Raw genomic sequence first — 17,127 nt, 5'->3', positions numbered from 1 at the left:
CTTATAAATAAAGAGGTTTTAGGTTAAGATGTAAGAGATGAAATGACATGTTGTTCGCATGATTTGTTGAATATTTCAAATGCGGTTTTGTTGATAACTTATTGTTTTGTGTGTTTATTTTGTTGGTTGGGTTCGATTCATTCTTCACCGATACCCATTTTATAGCCAGGAATTAGTAGAATTTAGCATACATCTTAATAGGTCCCGCCGCTTTTACGAAATATTCTGATAAATCGCGTCAGGTATTATTGTGTAAGAAGTAGGGTAGCATTTTGTCAGCCACATGATATACCTATTTACTTTCCCCTCTTACCGGGGAAATCTTGCTAAGGAAGCCGCATTACAAACGGAATTGCTTGTTTTTGTATGCACAGCATTAACGAGCTCGGTATGAGCCGCCAGTAAGTGAAAAATTATGATAAATGCAAATCGTCCGATAATTAACCTCGACCTCGATCTGCTGAGAACATTTGTTGCTGTTGCCGACCTGAACACATTTGCAGCAGCCGCTGCAGCTGTGTGTCGTACTCAGTCTGCGGTGAGCCAACAGATGCAGCGCCTCGAGCAGCTCGTGGGGAAAGAACTCTTCGCTCGTCATGGTCGCAACAAACTGTTGACTGAACACGGTATTCAGCTTCTGGGGTATGCCAGGAAAATATTGCGCTTTAATGATGAGGCTTGCTCATCATTAATGTTCAGTAATCTTCAGGGGGTGTTAACTATTGGCGCATCCGACGAATCCGCCGATACGATACTGCCATTCCTTCTGAACCGTATTAGTTCGGTTTATCCGAAACTGGCGCTTGATGTCAGGGTGAAGCGAAACGCTTTTATGCCCGATATGTTGGCCTCGCAGGAGGTGGATCTCATCGTCACCACTAACCGGCCAGGCGCTTTTGAAAGTCTGACGCTGCGCACATCGCCGACTCACTGGTATTGTGCTGCAGAATATGTACTGCAAAAAGGTGAACCGGTGCCGCTGGTCTTGCTGGATGATCCGAGTCCGTTCCGCGATGTGGTGCTCACCACGTTAAATGCGGCAAATATCCCCTGGCGTCTGGCTTATGTCGCCTCGACATTGCCTGCTGTTCGCGCGGCAGTCAAAGCAGGCCTTGGGGTGACAGCGCGTCCGGTCGAAATGATGAGCCCTGACCTGCGTGTTCTTGGCGCGGTTGATGGGTTGCCTCCATTACCAGACACCGAGTATCTGCTCTGCCGTGACCCCGCATCAAAGAACGATCTGGCCCACGTTATTTATCAGGCGATGAATACCTGGCAGAATCCGTGGCAGTACAGCTCAATCACCCCGGAGGGCGGGGATGATACGGTGCTACTTGAAGGGGACTACGAATAACCGCTCTCAAAAAAACGTTAAAGAATGTAATTGTAAAAAAGAGCCACTGATGATGAAAAAACACCCAGTGGTTCTTTTTTTTGTACTACTATCCTTAACTGACAGGAGAAAAAGGCAAAAATCCTCATAAATCAGCGAGTAGACGACACGTCAAATGAACGCGTAAAAAATAAGCGAAATTTATGCTTCAACAAGCTAATGTTAAAAAACGCGTAAAATTGTTGCTGTTTTTTGGGGCGGATTAACAAAAGCGTGTCACAGATCAAGAAAATACTCCCTTTTAGGGGAAGGAATTTGTTCCAAATCCTGTCAAAATAGCCGCGCATTTTCCTACTTACTTCACAACGGACACGATTCAACAACATCCATTTTTAGCCTGAGACTCGATCGACATAGAGCTAAAACGCATTAAATGTTAATGGTGTTGGAATCATGTAAATTAATGTGAGGAAACTTTTGTTAAAGTTGACAAAAGGTTATAGAAAGGAGTAAAAAACCCCATCAATTGGCTGTCTAAAACATTTTTTACAGTGATTGTAAGGTTTTTTTTATTCCTCCCCATGAATCGATGTGGCGTTCATCTGCCGTAAAGAGCAGAGAATTTGGCGCTACTTTTGATGAGTAAGCAATGAGTATGTCAACATCCACTGAAGTCATCGCTCATCACTGGGCATTCGCTATCTTTCTTATTGTTGCCATTGGCCTGTGCTGCCTGATGCTTATCGGCGGTTGGTTTTTAGGCGGTCGCGCACGCGCGAGGTCAAAAAACACCCCGTTTGAATCCGGTATCGACTCGGTCGGCTCCGCCCGCTTACGCTTGTCTGCCAAGTTTTACCTGGTAGCCATGTTCTTCGTTATCTTCGACGTTGAAGCGCTGTATCTGTTCGCATGGTCGACCTCTATCCGTGAAAGCGGTTGGGTAGGCTTTGTGGAAGCTGCAATTTTTATTTTTGTGTTACTGGCAGGTCTGGTTTATCTGGTGCGTATTGGCGCGCTGGACTGGACGCCCGCGCGTTCACGCCGCGAGCGTATGAACCCGGAAACGAACAGTATCGCTAATCGTCAACGCTAACCGCGAGGCATTAAGATGGATTATACGCTCACCCGCATAGATCCTAACGGTGAGAACGACCGTTACCCCCTGCAAAAACAGGAGATCGTAACCGACCCCCTGGAACAGGAAGTTAACAAAAACGTATTCATGGGCAAACTCCATGACATGGTTAACTGGGGACGCAAAAACTCAATCTGGCCTTATAACTTCGGCCTTTCCTGCTGCTACGTTGAGATGGTGACCTCATTCACCGCCGTGCATGACGTGGCGCGCTTTGGCGCGGAAGTTTTGCGTGCTTCGCCGCGTCAGGCTGATCTGATGGTTGTGGCGGGTACCTGCTTCACCAAAATGGCGCCGGTTATTCAGCGTCTTTATGACCAGATGCTGGAGCCGAAATGGGTGATTTCCATGGGCGCATGTGCCAACTCCGGCGGTATGTACGATATTTATTCCGTTGTGCAGGGCGTTGATAAGTTTATCCCTGTGGATGTTTACATCCCGGGTTGCCCGCCGCGTCCAGAAGCGTACATGCAGGCGTTAATGCTGTTGCAGGACTCTATTGGTAAAGAGCGCCGTCCACTCTCCTGGGTGGTTGGCGATCAGGGCGTTTATCGCGCCAACATGCAGTCAGAGCGCGAGCGTAAACGCGGCGAACGTATTGCAGTAACGAATCTGCGTACACCAGACGAGATTTAATTTGCCCCTGTCGGCAGCAGCATTTTACTTCGCCTGGCACAACATTTATCGCGCGAAGCTCTGTCGACAGTCACCACGGACCATTTGCAATGGTGAACAATATGACCGACTTAACCGCGCAAGAAGCCGCATGTCTTACCCGGGATCACCTTGATGACCCGGTCATCGGCGAACTGCGCAACCGTTTTGGGCCGGATGCCTTTACCGTTCAGGCGACTCGCACCGGGGTGCCCGTTGTATGGGTCAAGCGTGAACAATTACTGGAAGTGGGTGATTTCTTAAAGAGATTGCCGAAACCTTACGTCATGCTGTTTGACTTACACGGCATGGACGAACGTCTGCGCACGCACCGCGAAGGGTTACCCGCCGCGGATTTTTCCGTTTTCTACCACCTGATTTCCATTGAACGCAATCGCGATATCATGCTCAAGGTGGCTTTGTCTGAAAACGATCTTCACGTGCCGACTTTCACCAAAGTGTTCCCGAATGCCAACTGGTATGAACGCGAAACCTGGGACATGTTTGGTATTGAGTTTGACGGACACCCGCACCTGACTCGTCTGCTTATGCCGCCAACCTGGAAAGGCCACCCGCTGCGTAAAGACTACCCGGCACGCGCCACCGAATTCGATCCGTTTGAGCTGACCAAAGCGAAACAGGATCTGGAGATGGAAGCGCTGACTTTCAAACCGGAAGAGTGGGGGATGTCACGCGGTACCGAAAACGAGGACTTCATGTTCCTCAACCTCGGTCCGAACCACCCGTCATCGCACGGTGCATTCCGTATTGTTCTCCAGCTTGATGGCGAAGAGATTGTCGACTGCGTACCTGACATTGGCTACCACCACCGTGGGGCTGAAAAGATGGGCGAACGCCAGTCCTGGCACAGCTACATTCCGTATACCGATCGTATCGAATATCTCGGCGGTTGCGTCAACGAAATGCCTTACGTGCTGGCGGTTGAGAAACTGGCAGGTATCACCACCCCGGATCGCGTTAACGTGATTCGCGTTATGTTGTCTGAACTGTTCCGTATTAACAGCCACCTGCTGTACATCTCCACGTTCATTCAGGACGTCGGCGCCATGACGCCGGTCTTCTTTGCCTTTACCGACCGTCAGAAAATCTATGACGTTGTCGAAGCGATCACCGGTTACCGTATGCACCCGGCCTGGTTCCGTATCGGTGGCGTGGCGCATGACCTGCCGCGCGGCTGGGATAAACTGCTGCGCGAGTTCCTCGACTGGATGCCGAAGCGTCTGGCGTCTTACGAGAAAGCGGCACTGCAAAACACCATCCTGAAAGGGCGTTCGCAGGGCGTGGCTGCTTACGGCAAGAAAGAAGCGCTGGACTGGGGCTGTACCGGTGCCGCGCTGCGTGCGACCGGTATTGATTTCGACGTGCGTAAAGCACGCCCCTACTCTGGCTACGAAAACTTTGACTTTGAAGTGCCGGTGGGCGGCGGGGTTTCCGACTGCTACACCCGCGTGATGCTGAAAGTGGAAGAGCTGCGTCAGAGTCTGCGCATCCTTGAGCAGTGCCTCAATAACATGCCGGAAGGCCCGTTCAAAGCGGATCACCCGCTGACGACGCCGCCGCCGAAAGAGCGCACGCTGCAACATATCGAAACCCTGATCACCCACTTCCTGCAAGTATCGTGGGGTCCGGTGATGCCGGCGAATGAGTCCTTCCAGATGGTGGAAGCGACCAAGGGTATCAACAGTTATTACCTGACCAGCGATGGCAGCACCATGAGTTATCGTACCCGTATTCGTACCCCGAGCTATGCGCACTTGCAGCAGATCCCGGTGGCAGTACGCGGCAGCCTGGTGTCCGACCTGATCGTCCATTTAGGTAGTATCGATTTTGTTATGTCAGATGTGGACCGCTAATTATGCACGAGAATCAACAACCACAAACCGAGGCTTTTGAGCTGAGTGCGGCAGAGCGTGAAGCTATTGAGCACGAGAAGCACCACTACGAAGACCCGCGTGCGGCGTCCATTGAAGCGCTGAAAATCGTTCAGAAGCAGCGTGGCTGGGTGCCGGACGGTGCGATCCACGCGATCGCCGATGTGCTGGGGATCCCGGCGAGCGACGTCGAAGGTGTGGCGACGTTCTACAGCCAGATCTTCCGCCAGCCAGTAGGCCGCCATGTGATCCGCTATTGCGACAGCGTGGTGTGCCATATCAATGGCTATCAGGGGATTCAGGCTGCGCTGGAGAAAAAGCTGAATATCAAGCCGGGGCAGACGACCTTCGACGGTCGCTTTACGCTGCTGCCGACCTGCTGCCTGGGGAACTGTGATAAAGGGCCGAACATGATGATCGATGACGATACTCATGCTCATCTGACCCCGGAAGGCATTCCTGAACTGCTGGAGCGGTATAAATGAAAGACATTATCCGTACTCCCGAAACGCATCCGCTGACCTGGCGTCTGCGTGATGACAAACAGCCGGTATGGCTGGACGAATACCGCAGCAAAAACGGTTACGAAGGTGCGCGTAAGGCGCTGACCGGTCTGTCGCCGGACGAGATCGTCAACCAGGTGAAAGACGCTGGCCTGAAAGGGCGTGGCGGCGCAGGCTTTTCCACCGGCCTGAAGTGGAGCCTGATGCCAAAAGACGAATCCATGAACATCCGTTACCTGTTGTGTAACGCCGATGAAATGGAGCCGGGTACCTATAAAGACCGTTTGCTGATGGAACAACTGCCGCACCTGCTGGTGGAAGGTATGCTGATCTCCGCGTTTGCGCTGAAAGCCTACCGGGGTTACATCTTCCTGCGCGGGGAATATATCGAAGCGGCTGTGCATCTGCGTCGTGCAATTGCCGAAGCGACCGAAGCGGGTCTGCTCGGCAAAAACATCATGGGTACCGGTTTTGACTTCGAACTGTTTGTTCACACCGGGGCAGGGCGTTACATCTGCGGTGAAGAAACGGCGCTTATTAACTCCCTCGAAGGCCGTCGCGCAAATCCTCGCTCTAAGCCGCCGTTCCCGGCGACTTCCGGCGCATGGGGTAAACCGACCTGCGTCAACAACGTGGAAACTCTGTGTAACGTTCCGGCTATCCTCGCCAACGGCGTGGAGTGGTATCAGAACATTTCGAAGAGCAAAGACGCGGGCACCAAGCTGATGGGCTTTTCTGGTCGCGTGAAGAATCCCGGCCTGTGGGAACTACCGTTCGGTACCACCGCACGCGAGATCCTCGAAGATTACGCAGGCGGCATGCGCGATGGACTGAAGTTCAAAGCCTGGCAGCCAGGCGGCGCGGGAACCGACTTCCTGACCGAAGCGCACCTTGATCTGCCAATGGAATTTGAAAGCATTGGTAAAGCAGGCAGCCGTCTGGGTACGGCGCTGGCGATGGCGGTTGACCACGAGATTGGTATGGTACCGCTGGTGCGTAACCTGGAAGAGTTCTTTGCCCGCGAATCCTGTGGATGGTGTACGCCATGCCGTGACGGTCTGCCGTGGAGCGTAAAAATTCTGCGTGCGCTGGAGCGTGGTGAAGGCCAGCCTGGGGATATCGAGACACTTGAGCAACTGTGTCGTTTCCTCGGCCCGGGTAAAACCTTCTGTGCTCACGCGCCGGGCGCGGTTGAGCCGCTGCAGAGTGCCATTAAATATTTCCGCGAAGAATTTGAAGCTGGCATCAAGCAGTCGTTCAGCAATACCCACGCGATTGGTGGTATTCAGCCGAACCTGCTGAAAGAGCGCTGGTGATTGCGGGTTTACCTGCATCGCGATAAGAAATTCGATTAACGCTCGGTTACGACCGAGCCAACTGGAAGCATGCTGACTATGGCTACGATTCATGTAGACGGCAAAGAATACGAGGTCAACGGAGCGGACAACCTGCTGGAAGCTTGTCTGTCTCTTGGTCTTGATATTCCGTACTTTTGCTGGCATCCGGCGCTGGGAAGCGTTGGTGCTTGCCGCCAGTGTGCGGTGAAGCAATACCAAAACGCGGAAGACACGCGTGGTCGCCTGGTGATGTCTTGTATGACACCGGCCACCGAAGGCACCTTTATTTCAATTGACGACGAAGAAGCGAAACAATTCCGCGAAAGCGTGGTGGAGTGGCTGATGACCAACCACCCGCACGATTGTCCGGTCTGTGAAGAGGGCGGTAACTGCCATCTTCAGGATATGACCGTGATGACCGGGCACAGTTTCCGTCGTTATCGTTTCACCAAGCGTACTCACCGCAATCAGGACCTGGGGCCGTTCATCTCTCACGAAATGAACCGCTGCATCGCCTGCTACCGCTGCGTGCGTTACTACAAAGATTACGCCGACGGCCAGGATCTGGGCGTGTACGGTGCGCACGATAACGTCTACTTTGGACGTCCGGAAGACGGCACGCTTGAAAGCGAGTTCTCCGGTAACCTGGTGGAAATCTGCCCGACCGGGGTGTTCACCGATAAAACGCACTCCGAACGCTATAACCGTAAGTGGGACATGCAGTTTGCGCCGAGCATCTGTCAGCAGTGTTCCATCGGCTGTAACACCAGCCCGGGTGAGCGTTACGGCGAACTGCGTCGTATCGAAAACCGTTATAACGGGACCGTTAACCACTATTTCCTCTGCGACCGTGGTCGTTTTGGCTATGGCTACGTGAACCTGAAAGACCGTCCACGTCAGCCGGTACAACGTCGCGGCGACGATCTGATCACGCTCAACGCCGAACAGGCGATGCAGGGCGCGGCGGACATTCTGCGTCAGTCGAAGAAAGTGATCGGTATCGGTTCACCGCGCGCAAGCGTTGAGAGCAACTTCGCGCTGCGTGAACTGGTCGGTGCGGAAAACTTCTACACCGGGATTGCGCAATCCGAGCAGGAACGTCTGCAACTGGCGCTGAAAGTGTTGCGTGAAGGCGGTATTCACACACCGGCACTGCGCGACATTGAATCCTATGATGCGGTACTGGTACTGGGTGAAGACATCACGCAGACCGGGGCACGCGTTGCCCTGGCTGTGCGCCAGGCGGTGAAAGGCAAAGCGCGCGAAATGGCCGCAGCCCAGAAAGTGGCTGACTGGCAGATTGCCGCGATCCTCAACATCGGTCAGCGCGCGAAGCATCCGCTGTTCGTCACCAACGTGGATAACACCCGTCTGGATGACATCGCGGCATGGACCTACCGCGCGCCGGTTGAAGATCAGGCGCGTTTAGGATTTGCGATCGCCCATGCGCTGGACAACTCTGCGCCAGCCGTTGACGGTATTAGCAGCGATCTGCAAAACAAAATCGACGTGATTGTCCAGGCACTGGCCGGGGCGAAAAAACCGCTGATTATTTCCGGGACCAACGCCGGTAGTACCGAGGTGATTCAGGCGGCAGCCAACGTGGCGAAAGCGCTGAAAGGCCGTGGTGCCGACGTCGGTATTACCATGATTGCCCGTTCGGTTAACAGTATGGGGCTGGGCATTATGGGCGGCGGTACGCTCGATGATGCGTTGACGGAACTGGAAACCGGTCGTGCGGACGCCGTTGTGGTGCTGGAAAACGATCTGCATCGCCACGCTTCCGCCACGCGCGTGAATGCCGCGCTGGCAAAAGCGCCGCTGGTAATGGTGGTTGACCATCAGCGCACTGCCATCATGGAAAACGCCCATCTGGTGCTTTCCGCGGCAAGCTTTGCTGAAAGCGACGGTACAGTCATCAACAATGAAGGCCGCGCGCAGCGTTTCTTCCAGGTTTACGATCCGGCGTACTACGACAAAAACACCCTTATGCTGGAAAGCTGGCGCTGGCTGCATTCGCTGCACAGCACCATGCAGAACCGCGAAGTGGACTGGACGCAGCTTGACCACGTCATCGACGCGGTCGTTGCCGCGATGCCGGAACTGGCGGGTATCAAAGACGCCGCGCCGGATGCAACCTTCCGCATCCGTGGACAGAAACTGGCGCGTGAGCCGCACCGTTACAGCGGTCGCACCGCGATGCGTGCGAATATCAGCGTTCACGAACCACGTCAACCGCAGGACAAAGACACCATGTTTGCCTTCTCCATGGAAGGGAACAACCAGCCGTCCGCACCCCGTTCACAGATTCCATTTGCCTGGGCGCCAGGCTGGAACTCCCCACAGGCGTGGAACAAATTCCAGGATGAAGTGGGCGGGAAACTGCGCCATGGCGATCCGGGTGTGCGTCTGATTGAAGCATCAGAAGGCGGTCTGGATTACTTCACGACCGTTCCGGCGAGCTTCCAGGCACAGGACGGACAGTGGCGTATCGCGCCGTACTACCATCTGTTTGGTAGCGATGAGCTGTCCCAGCGCGCGCCGGTCTTCCAGAGCCGCATGCCGCAACCGTATATAAAACTCAACCCGGCCGACGCCGCGAAGTTGGGCGTGAATGCCGGAACCCGCGTCTCCTTTAGCTACGATGGCAACACGGTTACGTTACCGGTTGAAATTGCCGAAGGACTGACTGCAGGGCAGGTGGGTCTGCCAATGGGCATGCCGGGTATTGCGCCGGTGCTGGCGGGTGCGCGTCTTGAGGATCTGCAGGAGGCACAACAATGAGTTGGATTACACCGGATCTGATTGAAATCCTGCTGACCATCCTCAAAGCGGTGGTGATCCTGCTGGTGGTCGTCACCTGCGGGGCCTTCATGAGCTTTGGCGAACGTCGTCTGCTGGGGCTGTTCCAGAACCGCTACGGACCGAACCGTGTAGGCTGGGGCGGTTCGCTCCAGTTGGTCGCGGACATGATCAAGATGTTCTTTAAAGAAGACTGGATCCCGAAATTCTCGGATCGCGTCATCTTTACCCTTGCGCCCATGATCGCCTTTACCTCACTGTTGCTGGCGTTTGCCATCGTGCCGGTGAGTCCGGGCTGGGTGGTTGCGGATCTGAACATTGGGATCCTGTTCTTCCTGATGATGGCAGGTCTCGCGGTCTATGCGGTGCTGTTCGCCGGTTGGTCGAGCAACAACAAATACTCGCTGTTGGGTGCGATGCGTGCGTCTGCGCAGACACTCAGCTACGAAGTGTTCCTCGGGCTTTCCCTGATGGGCGTGGTGGCGCAGGCTGGTTCATTTAATATGACCGACATCGTCAACAACCAGGCTGATATCTGGAACGTCATTCCGCAGTTCTTTGGTTTTGTCACCTTCGCTATCGCGGGCGTCGCGGTGTGTCACCGTCATCCGTTTGACCAGCCGGAAGCTGAGCAGGAACTGGCTGACGGTTATCACATTGAATACTCCGGGATGAAATTCGGTCTGTTCTTTGTGGGGGAATACATCGGTATCGTCACCATTTCGGCGCTGATGGTGACCCTGTTCTTCGGTGGCTGGCATGGCCCGTTCTTACCGCCATTCATCTGGTTCGCGCTGAAAACCGCGTTCTTCATGATGATGTTCATTTTGATTCGTGCGTCGTTACCGCGTCCTCGTTATGACCAGGTAATGTCCTTCGGCTGGAAAATTTGCCTGCCGTTGACGCTCATCAACTTGCTGGTAACGGCGGCTGTCATTCTCTGGCAGGCGCAATAAGGGGCACAAAGACCATGACCTTAAAAGAATTGTTAGTAGGCTTCGGCACCCAGGTACGCAGTATCTGGATGATCGGCCTGCATGCGTTCGCGAAACGCGAAACGCAGATGTACCCGGAAGAGCCGGTCTATCTACCGCCCCGTTTTCGTGGTCGTATCGTTCTGACCCGCGACCCGGACGGCGAGGAGCGCTGCGTTGCCTGTAACCTGTGTGCGGTAGCGTGTCCGGTAGGCTGTATCTCTCTGCAAAAAGCAGAGACCAAAGACGGTCGCTGGTATCCGGAGTTTTTCCGCATTAACTTCTCACGCTGCATTTTCTGCGGTCTGTGTGAAGAAGCCTGTCCGACCACCGCGATTCAGCTTACGCCAGATTTCGAACTGGGTGAGTACAAGCGCCAGGATCTGGTTTACGAGAAAGAGGATCTGCTGATCTCCGGTCCGGGTAAATACCCGGAATATAACTTCTACCGGATGGCAGGTATGGCAATCGACGGCAAAGATAAGGGCGAAGCAGAGAACGAAGCCAAGCCTATCGACGTCAAGAGCCTGTTACCGTAAGGAGAGGGGCAATGGAGTTCGCTTTTTATATCTGTGGCCTGATAGCCATTCTCGCCACCTTGCGAGTCATCACCCACACTAATCCGGTACACGCGCTGCTGTACCTGATTATTTCGCTGCTGGCGATTTCCGGGGTGTTCTTCTCGCTGGGGGCTTACTTTGCGGGGGCGCTGGAGATCATCGTTTACGCGGGCGCTATCATGGTGCTGTTCGTGTTTGTGGTCATGATGCTTAACCTGGGCGGTTCTGAAATCGAACAGGAACGCCAGTGGCTGAAACCCCAGGTGTGGATTGGCCCGGCAATTCTGTCGGCTATCATGCTGGTGGTGATTGTTTACGCCATTCTGGGCGTTAACGACCAGGGTATCGACGGTACGCCAATCAGCGCGAAAGCGGTCGGTATTACGCTGTTTGGGCCTTACGTCCTGGCGGTTGAACTGGCATCTATGCTGCTGCTGGCAGGTCTGGTTGTCGCCTTCCACGTCGGACGCGAAGAGCGTTCGGGCGAAGTGCTGAGCAACCGTAAAGACGACAGCGCGAAAAGAAAAACGGAGGAGCACGCATGATCCCCTTACAACATGGACTGATCCTCGCTGCGATTTTATTCGTTCTGGGCTTAACCGGTCTGGTGATTCGCCGCAATCTGTTGTTTATGCTGATTGGGCTGGAAATCATGATCAACGCTTCCGCGCTGGCCTTCGTGGTCGCCGGTAGCTACTGGGGCCAGACCGATGGTCAGGTGATGTACATTCTCGCCATCAGCCTTGCGGCTGCGGAAGCGAGTATCGGGCTTGCGCTGTTGCTACAACTTCATCGCCGTCGCCAGAACCTGAACATCGATTCAGTAAGTGAGATGCGTGGATGAACATGCTTGCCTTAACCATCATTCTGCCATTGATTGGCTTTGTCCTGCTGGCGTTCTCTCGTGGGCGCTGGTCTGAAAATCTCTCCGCAACCATAGGCGTAGGCTCTATCGGTCTGGCGGCACTGGTCACGGCCTTTGTTGGCGTAGACTTCTTCGCCAACGGTAAGCAGGCGTTCAGCCAGCCGTTGTGGACGTGGATGTCTGTGGGTGACTTCAACATCGGTTTCAACCTGGTGCTGGACGGCCTGTCGCTGACCATGCTCTCTGTGGTAACCGGCGTTGGCTTCCTGATCCATATGTTCGCTTCATGGTACATGCGCGGTGAAGAGGGATACTCTCGCTTCTTCGCTTACACCAACCTGTTTATCGCCAGCATGGTTGTTCTGGTGCTGTCCGATAACCTGCTGTTGATGTACCTCGGCTGGGAAGGCGTGGGTCTGTGCTCTTATCTGCTGATCGGCTTCTATTACAGCGATCCGAAGAATGGCGCCGCGGCGATGAAAGCGTTCGTCGTGACCCGTGTGGGCGATGTGTTCCTCGCCTTCGCACTGTTCATTCTGTACAACGAACTGGGTACCCTGAACTTCCGCGAAATGGTGGAGCTGGCACCAGCGCACTTTGAGGCGGGCAACAACATGCTCACCTGGGCGACGCTGATGCTGCTCGGCGGCGCGGTCGGTAAATCGGCGCAGCTTCCGTTGCAGACATGGCTTGCCGACGCGATGGCGGGTCCAACGCCTGTTTCTGCGTTGATCCACGCCGCGACGATGGTGACCGCCGGTGTCTACCTGATCGCGCGCACTCATGGCCTGTTCCTGATGACTCCGGAAATTCTGCATCTGGTGGGTATCGTCGGCGCGGTGACGCTGGTGATGGCGGGTTTTGCCGCACTGGTACAAACCGACATCAAGCGTGTTCTCGCTTACTCCACCATGAGCCAGATTGGTTACATGTTCCTGGCGCTTGGCGTTCAGGCATGGGATGCGGCGATTTTCCACCTGATGACGCACGCCTTCTTTAAAGCGCTGCTGTTCCTGGCGTCCGGTTCGGTGATTCTGGCCTGCCATCACGAACAGAACATCTTCAAGATGGGCGGCCTGCGTAAGTCCATTCCGCTGGTCTATCTCTGCTTCCTGGTGGGTGGCGCGGCGCTGTCGGCATTGCCGCTGATTACCGCAGGCTTCTTCAGTAAGGATGAGATTCTGGCAGGCGCGATGGCAAATGGTCATATCAATCTGATGGTGGCAGGTCTGGTCGGTGCGTTTATGACCTCCCTGTATACCTTCCGTATGATTTTCATCGTGTTCCACGGTAAAGAACAAATTCACGCTCATGCAGGGAAGGGGATTACTCACCACCTGCCGCTGATTGTCCTGATGATCTTGTCCACCTTCGTTGGCGCGCTGATTGTACCGCCGTTGCAGGGTGTACTGCCGCAGACAACAGAGCTTGATCATAGCCACGTGATGACCCTGGAGATTACCTCTGGCGTTGTAGCGATTGCGGGCATCCTGATTGCCGCCTGGCTGTGGCTGGGTAAACGTACTCTGGTGACCTCAATTGCCAACAGTGCGCCTGGCCGTCTGCTGGGGACCTGGTGGTATAACGCCTGGGGTTTCGACTGGCTGTACGACAAAGTGTTCGTCAAGCCATTCCTTGGCGTCGCCTGGCTGCTTAAACGCGATCCGCTTAATGCGCTGATGAACGTACCGGCAATCCTTTCCCGCTTTGCAGGTAAAGGCCTGCTGTTCAGCGAGAACGGTTACCTGCGCTGGTATGTGGCATCAATGAGCATTGGCGCTGTCGTGGTGCTGGCACTGCTGATGGTACTGCATTGAGTTTGTTGGCTGGATGAACGACTGCCGGACGGCGCTGCGTTTATCCAGCCTGGAAACCCATAATTTTTAGAATTCGTTGAAAATCAGGTCCAAAAGGACAGGCGTTATCGGCAAAGTCAGAGTGGACACCGCCTGCGCAGAGCAACCGGAGCGTACTGAAGTACGTGAGGATTGCGAGCACAGCCGGGGTTCGCTATGACGAGTACGATAGCCTGAACGGGACTTAAACAAGGAACAAAAATCACCATGTTATTACCTTGGTTGATATTAATCCCTTTTATCGGTGGCTTCCTTTGCTGGCAGACCGAACGCTTTGGCGTGAAGGTGCCTCGCTGGATAGCGCTGGTAACCATGGGACTGACGCTCGCACTTGGCCTGCAACTGTGGCTGCAGGGGGGCTATTCGCTGACGCAATCTGCCGGCATTCCGCAGTGGCAATCTGAATTTGTCCTGCCGTGGATCCCGCGCTTTGGCATCTCGATTCACCTGGCTATCGACGGTTTGTCGCTGCTGATGGTTGTGCTGACCGGTCTGCTCGGTGTTCTGGCGGTACTCTGTTCCTGGCGAGAAATCGAGAAATACCAGGGCTTCTTCCACCTGAACCTGATGTGGATCCTGGGCGGCGTTATCGGCGTGTTCCTTGCCATCGACATGTTCCTGTTCTTCTTCTTCTGGGAAATGATGCTGGTGCCGATGTACTTCCTGATCGCGCTGTGGGGCCATAAGGCGTCCGACGGGAAAACGCGCATCACGGCGGCCACCAAGTTCTTCATTTACACCCAGGCGAGTGGTCTGGTGATGTTGATTGCCATCCTGGCGTTGGTGTTTGTTCACCACAATGCGACCGGCGTGTGGACTTTCAACTATGAAGACCTGCTGAAAACCCCGATGTCTCACGGCGTCGAATATCTGCTGATGCTGGGCTTCTTCATTGCCTTTGCGGTGAAAATGCCGGTGGTTCCGCTGCATGGCTGGTTGCCGGATGCGCACTCCCAGGCGCCGACAGCCGGTTCCGTTGACCTCGCGGGTATTTTGCTGAAAACCGCGGCTTACGGTCTGCTGCGTTTCTCCCTGCCGCTGTTCCCGAACGCGTCGGCGGAGTTTGCGCCTATCGCGATGTGGCTTGGCGTCATTGGTATCTTCTACGGTGCGTGGATGGCGTTTACGCAATACGATATCAAACGTCTGATTGCTTACACCTCTGTTTCACACATGGGCTTTGTGCTGATCGCTATCTACACCGGTAGCCAACTGGCCTATCAGGGCGCGGTCATTCAGATGATTGCGCACGGTCTGTCGGCGGCGGGTCTGTTCATTCTGTGCGGTCAGTTGTATGAGCGTCTGCATACCCGTGATATGCGCATGATGGGCGGTCTGTGGGGCAAAATGAAATGGTTGCCTGCGCTGTCGATGTTCTTTGCGGTGGCGACGCTGGGTATGCCGGGCACCGGTAACTTCGTTGGCGAATTCATGATCCTGTTCGGCAGCTACCAGGTGGTTCCGGTTATCACCGTGATTTCGACCTTTGGTCTGGTGTTTGCCTCTGTTTACTCGCTGGCGATGCTGCATCGCGCTTACTTTGGTAAAGCGAAGAGTCAGATTGCAAAACAAGAACTGCCAGGGATGTCGCTGCGTGAGCTGTTTATCATCCTGTTGCTGGTCGTGCTTCTGGTACTGCTTGGCTTCTATCCGCAGCCGATTCTGGATACCTCGCATTCTGCGATGAGCAACATCCAGCAGTGGTTTGTTAATTCCGTTACTACTACAAGGCCGTAAATCGCCATGACAATAACTCCACAACACCTGATTGCGCTGCTACCGCTGCTGATCGTCGGCTTGACGGTGGTGGTTGTGATGCTCTCCATTGCGTGGCGACGCAATCACTTCCTCAATGCCACGCTGTCGGTCATTGGGCTTAACGCTGCGCTGGTTTCGCTCTGGTTTGTTGGCCAGGCTGGCGCGATGGACGTCACCCCGCTGATGCGGGTTGATGGTTTCGCGATGCTTTACACCGGACTGGTTCTGCTGGCGAGTCTGGCGACCTGTACCTTTGCCTACCCGTGGCTGGAAGGCTATGACGACAACCGGGAAGAGTTCTACCTGCTGGTGCTGATTGCTGCGCTGGGTGGCATTCTGCTGGCGAACGCCAATCATCTGGCGGCGTTGTTCCTCGGGATTGAACTTATCTCCCTGCCGCTGTTTGGGCTGGTGGGCTATGCGTTCCGTCAGAAACGATCGCTTGAAGCCAGCATTAAATACACCATCCTGTCTGCCGCCGCGTCTTCATTCCTGCTGTTCGGTATGGCGCTGGTTTACGCGCAGTCTGGCAACCTGTCGTTTGTCGCGCTCGGTAAGAGCCTCGGCGATGGAATGTTAAACGAGCCGCTGCTGCTGGCGGGCTTCGGGATGATGATTGTTGGCCTGGGCTTCAAACTTTCACTGGTGCCGTTCCATCTCTGGACGCCAGATGTTTACCAGGGCGCGCCGGCACCGGTTTCCACCTTCCTGGCGACGGCGAGTAAAATCGCTATCTTTGGGGTGGTGATGCGTCTGTTCCTGTACGCGCCGGTTGGCGACAGCGAAGCGGTTCGCGTGGTACTGGGTGTGATCGCCTTTGCCTCCATCATCTTCGGTAACCTGATGGCGCTGAGCCAGACCAACATCAAGCGTCTGCTCGGTTACTCGTCTATCTCTCACCTCGGTTATCTGCTGGTGGCGCTGATTGCCCTGCAGAGCGGCGAGATGTCGATGGAAGCGGTTGGCGTTTACCTGGCCGGTTACCTGTTCAGCAGCCTCGGCGCGTTCGGCGTGGTCAGCCTGATGTCCAGCCCGTACCGTGGTCCGGATGCAGATTCTCTGTTCTCCTACCGTGGGTTGTTCTGGCATCGTCCGATCCTCGCGGCGGTAATGACGGTGATGATGCTGTCTCTGGCGGGTATCCCGATGACGCTGGGCTTTATCGGTAAATTCTACGTGCTGGCGGTCGGTGTACAGGCTCACCTGTGGTGGCTGGTTGCCGCTGTGGTGGTGGGTTCTGCGATTGGTTTGTACTACTACCTCCGCGTCGCGGTCAGCCTGTACCTCCACGCGCCGCAGCAGTTGAACCGCGATGCGCCAACCAACTGGCAGTACAGCGCAGGCGGTATCGTGGTGCTGATCTCCGCACTGCTGGTGCTGGTGCTGGGTATCTACCCGCAGCCGCTGATCAGCATTGTGCAGTTAGCTGCGCCGCTGATGTAAGTGACAAGCAAAAAA

The 17,127-nt window shown here is 54.8% G+C and carries 14 protein-coding genes; all 14 read left to right on the top strand.

The window, feature by feature from the left end; genetic code table 11:
- The first annotated feature begins 415 nt into the window (after positions 1-415).
- The 14 genes from lrhA (at position 416) to nuoN (ending at position 17,112) form a co-directional block, all read left to right on the top strand.
- Entirely contained in the window at positions 416-1,354 is a 939-nt protein-coding gene (lrhA, locus tag WB371_RS07260; protein WP_336219410.1) for a transcriptional regulator LrhA, read from the top strand.
- A gap of 628 nt (positions 1,355-1,982) precedes the next feature.
- On the top strand, positions 1,983-2,426 hold the full coding sequence (gene nuoA, locus WB371_RS07255) for an NADH-quinone oxidoreductase subunit NuoA (protein ID WP_046483010.1): 444 nt from the start codon (positions 1,983-1,985) through the stop codon (positions 2,424-2,426).
- Between the two features lie 15 nt (positions 2,427-2,441).
- Positions 2,442-3,104 carry an NADH-quinone oxidoreductase subunit NuoB gene (gene nuoB, locus WB371_RS07250; protein ID WP_003028075.1) on the top strand — a complete coding sequence of 221 codons (663 nt, stop codon included), beginning with the start codon at positions 2,442-2,444 and terminating at the stop codon, positions 3,102-3,104.
- Between the two features lie 89 nt (positions 3,105-3,193).
- Complete coding sequence (gene nuoC, locus WB371_RS07245; protein WP_336219409.1) at positions 3,194-4,996, top strand: NADH-quinone oxidoreductase subunit C/D; 1,803 nt, start codon at positions 3,194-3,196, stop codon at positions 4,994-4,996.
- 2 nt (positions 4,997-4,998) lie between these two features.
- On the top strand, positions 4,999-5,499 hold the full coding sequence (gene nuoE / locus WB371_RS07240; RefSeq protein WP_046483003.1) for an NADH-quinone oxidoreductase subunit NuoE: 501 nt from the start codon (positions 4,999-5,001) through the stop codon (positions 5,497-5,499).
- Complete coding sequence (gene nuoF, locus WB371_RS07235) at positions 5,496-6,833, top strand: NADH-quinone oxidoreductase subunit NuoF (protein WP_042317808.1); 1,338 nt, start codon at positions 5,496-5,498, stop codon at positions 6,831-6,833. Before nuoE ends, nuoF begins: the two co-directional genes overlap by 4 nt.
- A 78-nt stretch (positions 6,834-6,911) precedes the next feature.
- Complete coding sequence (gene nuoG / locus WB371_RS07230) at positions 6,912-9,638, top strand: NADH-quinone oxidoreductase subunit NuoG (RefSeq protein WP_336219408.1); 2,727 nt, start codon at positions 6,912-6,914, stop codon at positions 9,636-9,638.
- Positions 9,635-10,612: an NADH-quinone oxidoreductase subunit NuoH gene (gene nuoH, locus WB371_RS07225; RefSeq protein WP_195504359.1), complete on the top strand. Its 978-nt coding sequence runs from the start codon at positions 9,635-9,637 to the stop codon at positions 10,610-10,612. Before nuoG ends, nuoH begins: the two co-directional genes overlap by 4 nt.
- 14 nt (positions 10,613-10,626) lie before the next feature.
- On the top strand, positions 10,627-11,169 hold the full coding sequence (gene nuoI, locus WB371_RS07220; protein WP_005129470.1) for an NADH-quinone oxidoreductase subunit NuoI: 543 nt from the start codon (positions 10,627-10,629) through the stop codon (positions 11,167-11,169).
- An 11-nt stretch (positions 11,170-11,180) separates the two neighbouring features.
- On the top strand, positions 11,181-11,735 hold the full coding sequence (nuoJ, locus tag WB371_RS07215) for an NADH-quinone oxidoreductase subunit J (protein ID WP_042317811.1): 555 nt from the start codon (positions 11,181-11,183) through the stop codon (positions 11,733-11,735).
- Positions 11,732-12,034: an NADH-quinone oxidoreductase subunit NuoK gene (gene nuoK / locus WB371_RS07210; protein WP_000612644.1), complete on the top strand. Its 303-nt coding sequence runs from the start codon at positions 11,732-11,734 to the stop codon at positions 12,032-12,034. Before nuoJ ends, nuoK begins: the two co-directional genes overlap by 4 nt.
- Positions 12,031-13,872: an NADH-quinone oxidoreductase subunit L gene (gene nuoL, locus WB371_RS07205; RefSeq protein ID WP_336219407.1), complete on the top strand. Its 1,842-nt coding sequence runs from the start codon at positions 12,031-12,033 to the stop codon at positions 13,870-13,872. Before nuoK ends, nuoL begins: the two co-directional genes overlap by 4 nt.
- A gap of 246 nt (positions 13,873-14,118) precedes the next feature.
- The gene (gene nuoM / locus WB371_RS07200) at positions 14,119-15,648 is read left to right on the top strand and encodes an NADH-quinone oxidoreductase subunit M (protein ID WP_206164142.1); all 1,530 of its coding nucleotides are present in this window, start codon (positions 14,119-14,121) and stop codon (positions 15,646-15,648) included.
- Positions 15,649-15,654: 6 nt separating this feature from the next.
- Positions 15,655-17,112 carry an NADH-quinone oxidoreductase subunit NuoN gene (gene nuoN, locus WB371_RS07195; protein ID WP_336219406.1) on the top strand — a complete coding sequence of 486 codons (1,458 nt, stop codon included), beginning with the start codon at positions 15,655-15,657 and terminating at the stop codon, positions 17,110-17,112.
- The last annotated feature ends 15 nt before the right edge of the window (positions 17,113-17,127 follow it).

Origin of the sequence: Citrobacter amalonaticus (assembly GCF_037053465.1) — a bacterium.
Taxonomy (GTDB): domain Bacteria; phylum Pseudomonadota; class Gammaproteobacteria; order Enterobacterales; family Enterobacteriaceae; genus Citrobacter_A; species Citrobacter_A amalonaticus_H.
Note: the sequence above shows the minus strand (reverse complement) of the source record. Positions and strands in the feature narration are given on the sequence as shown.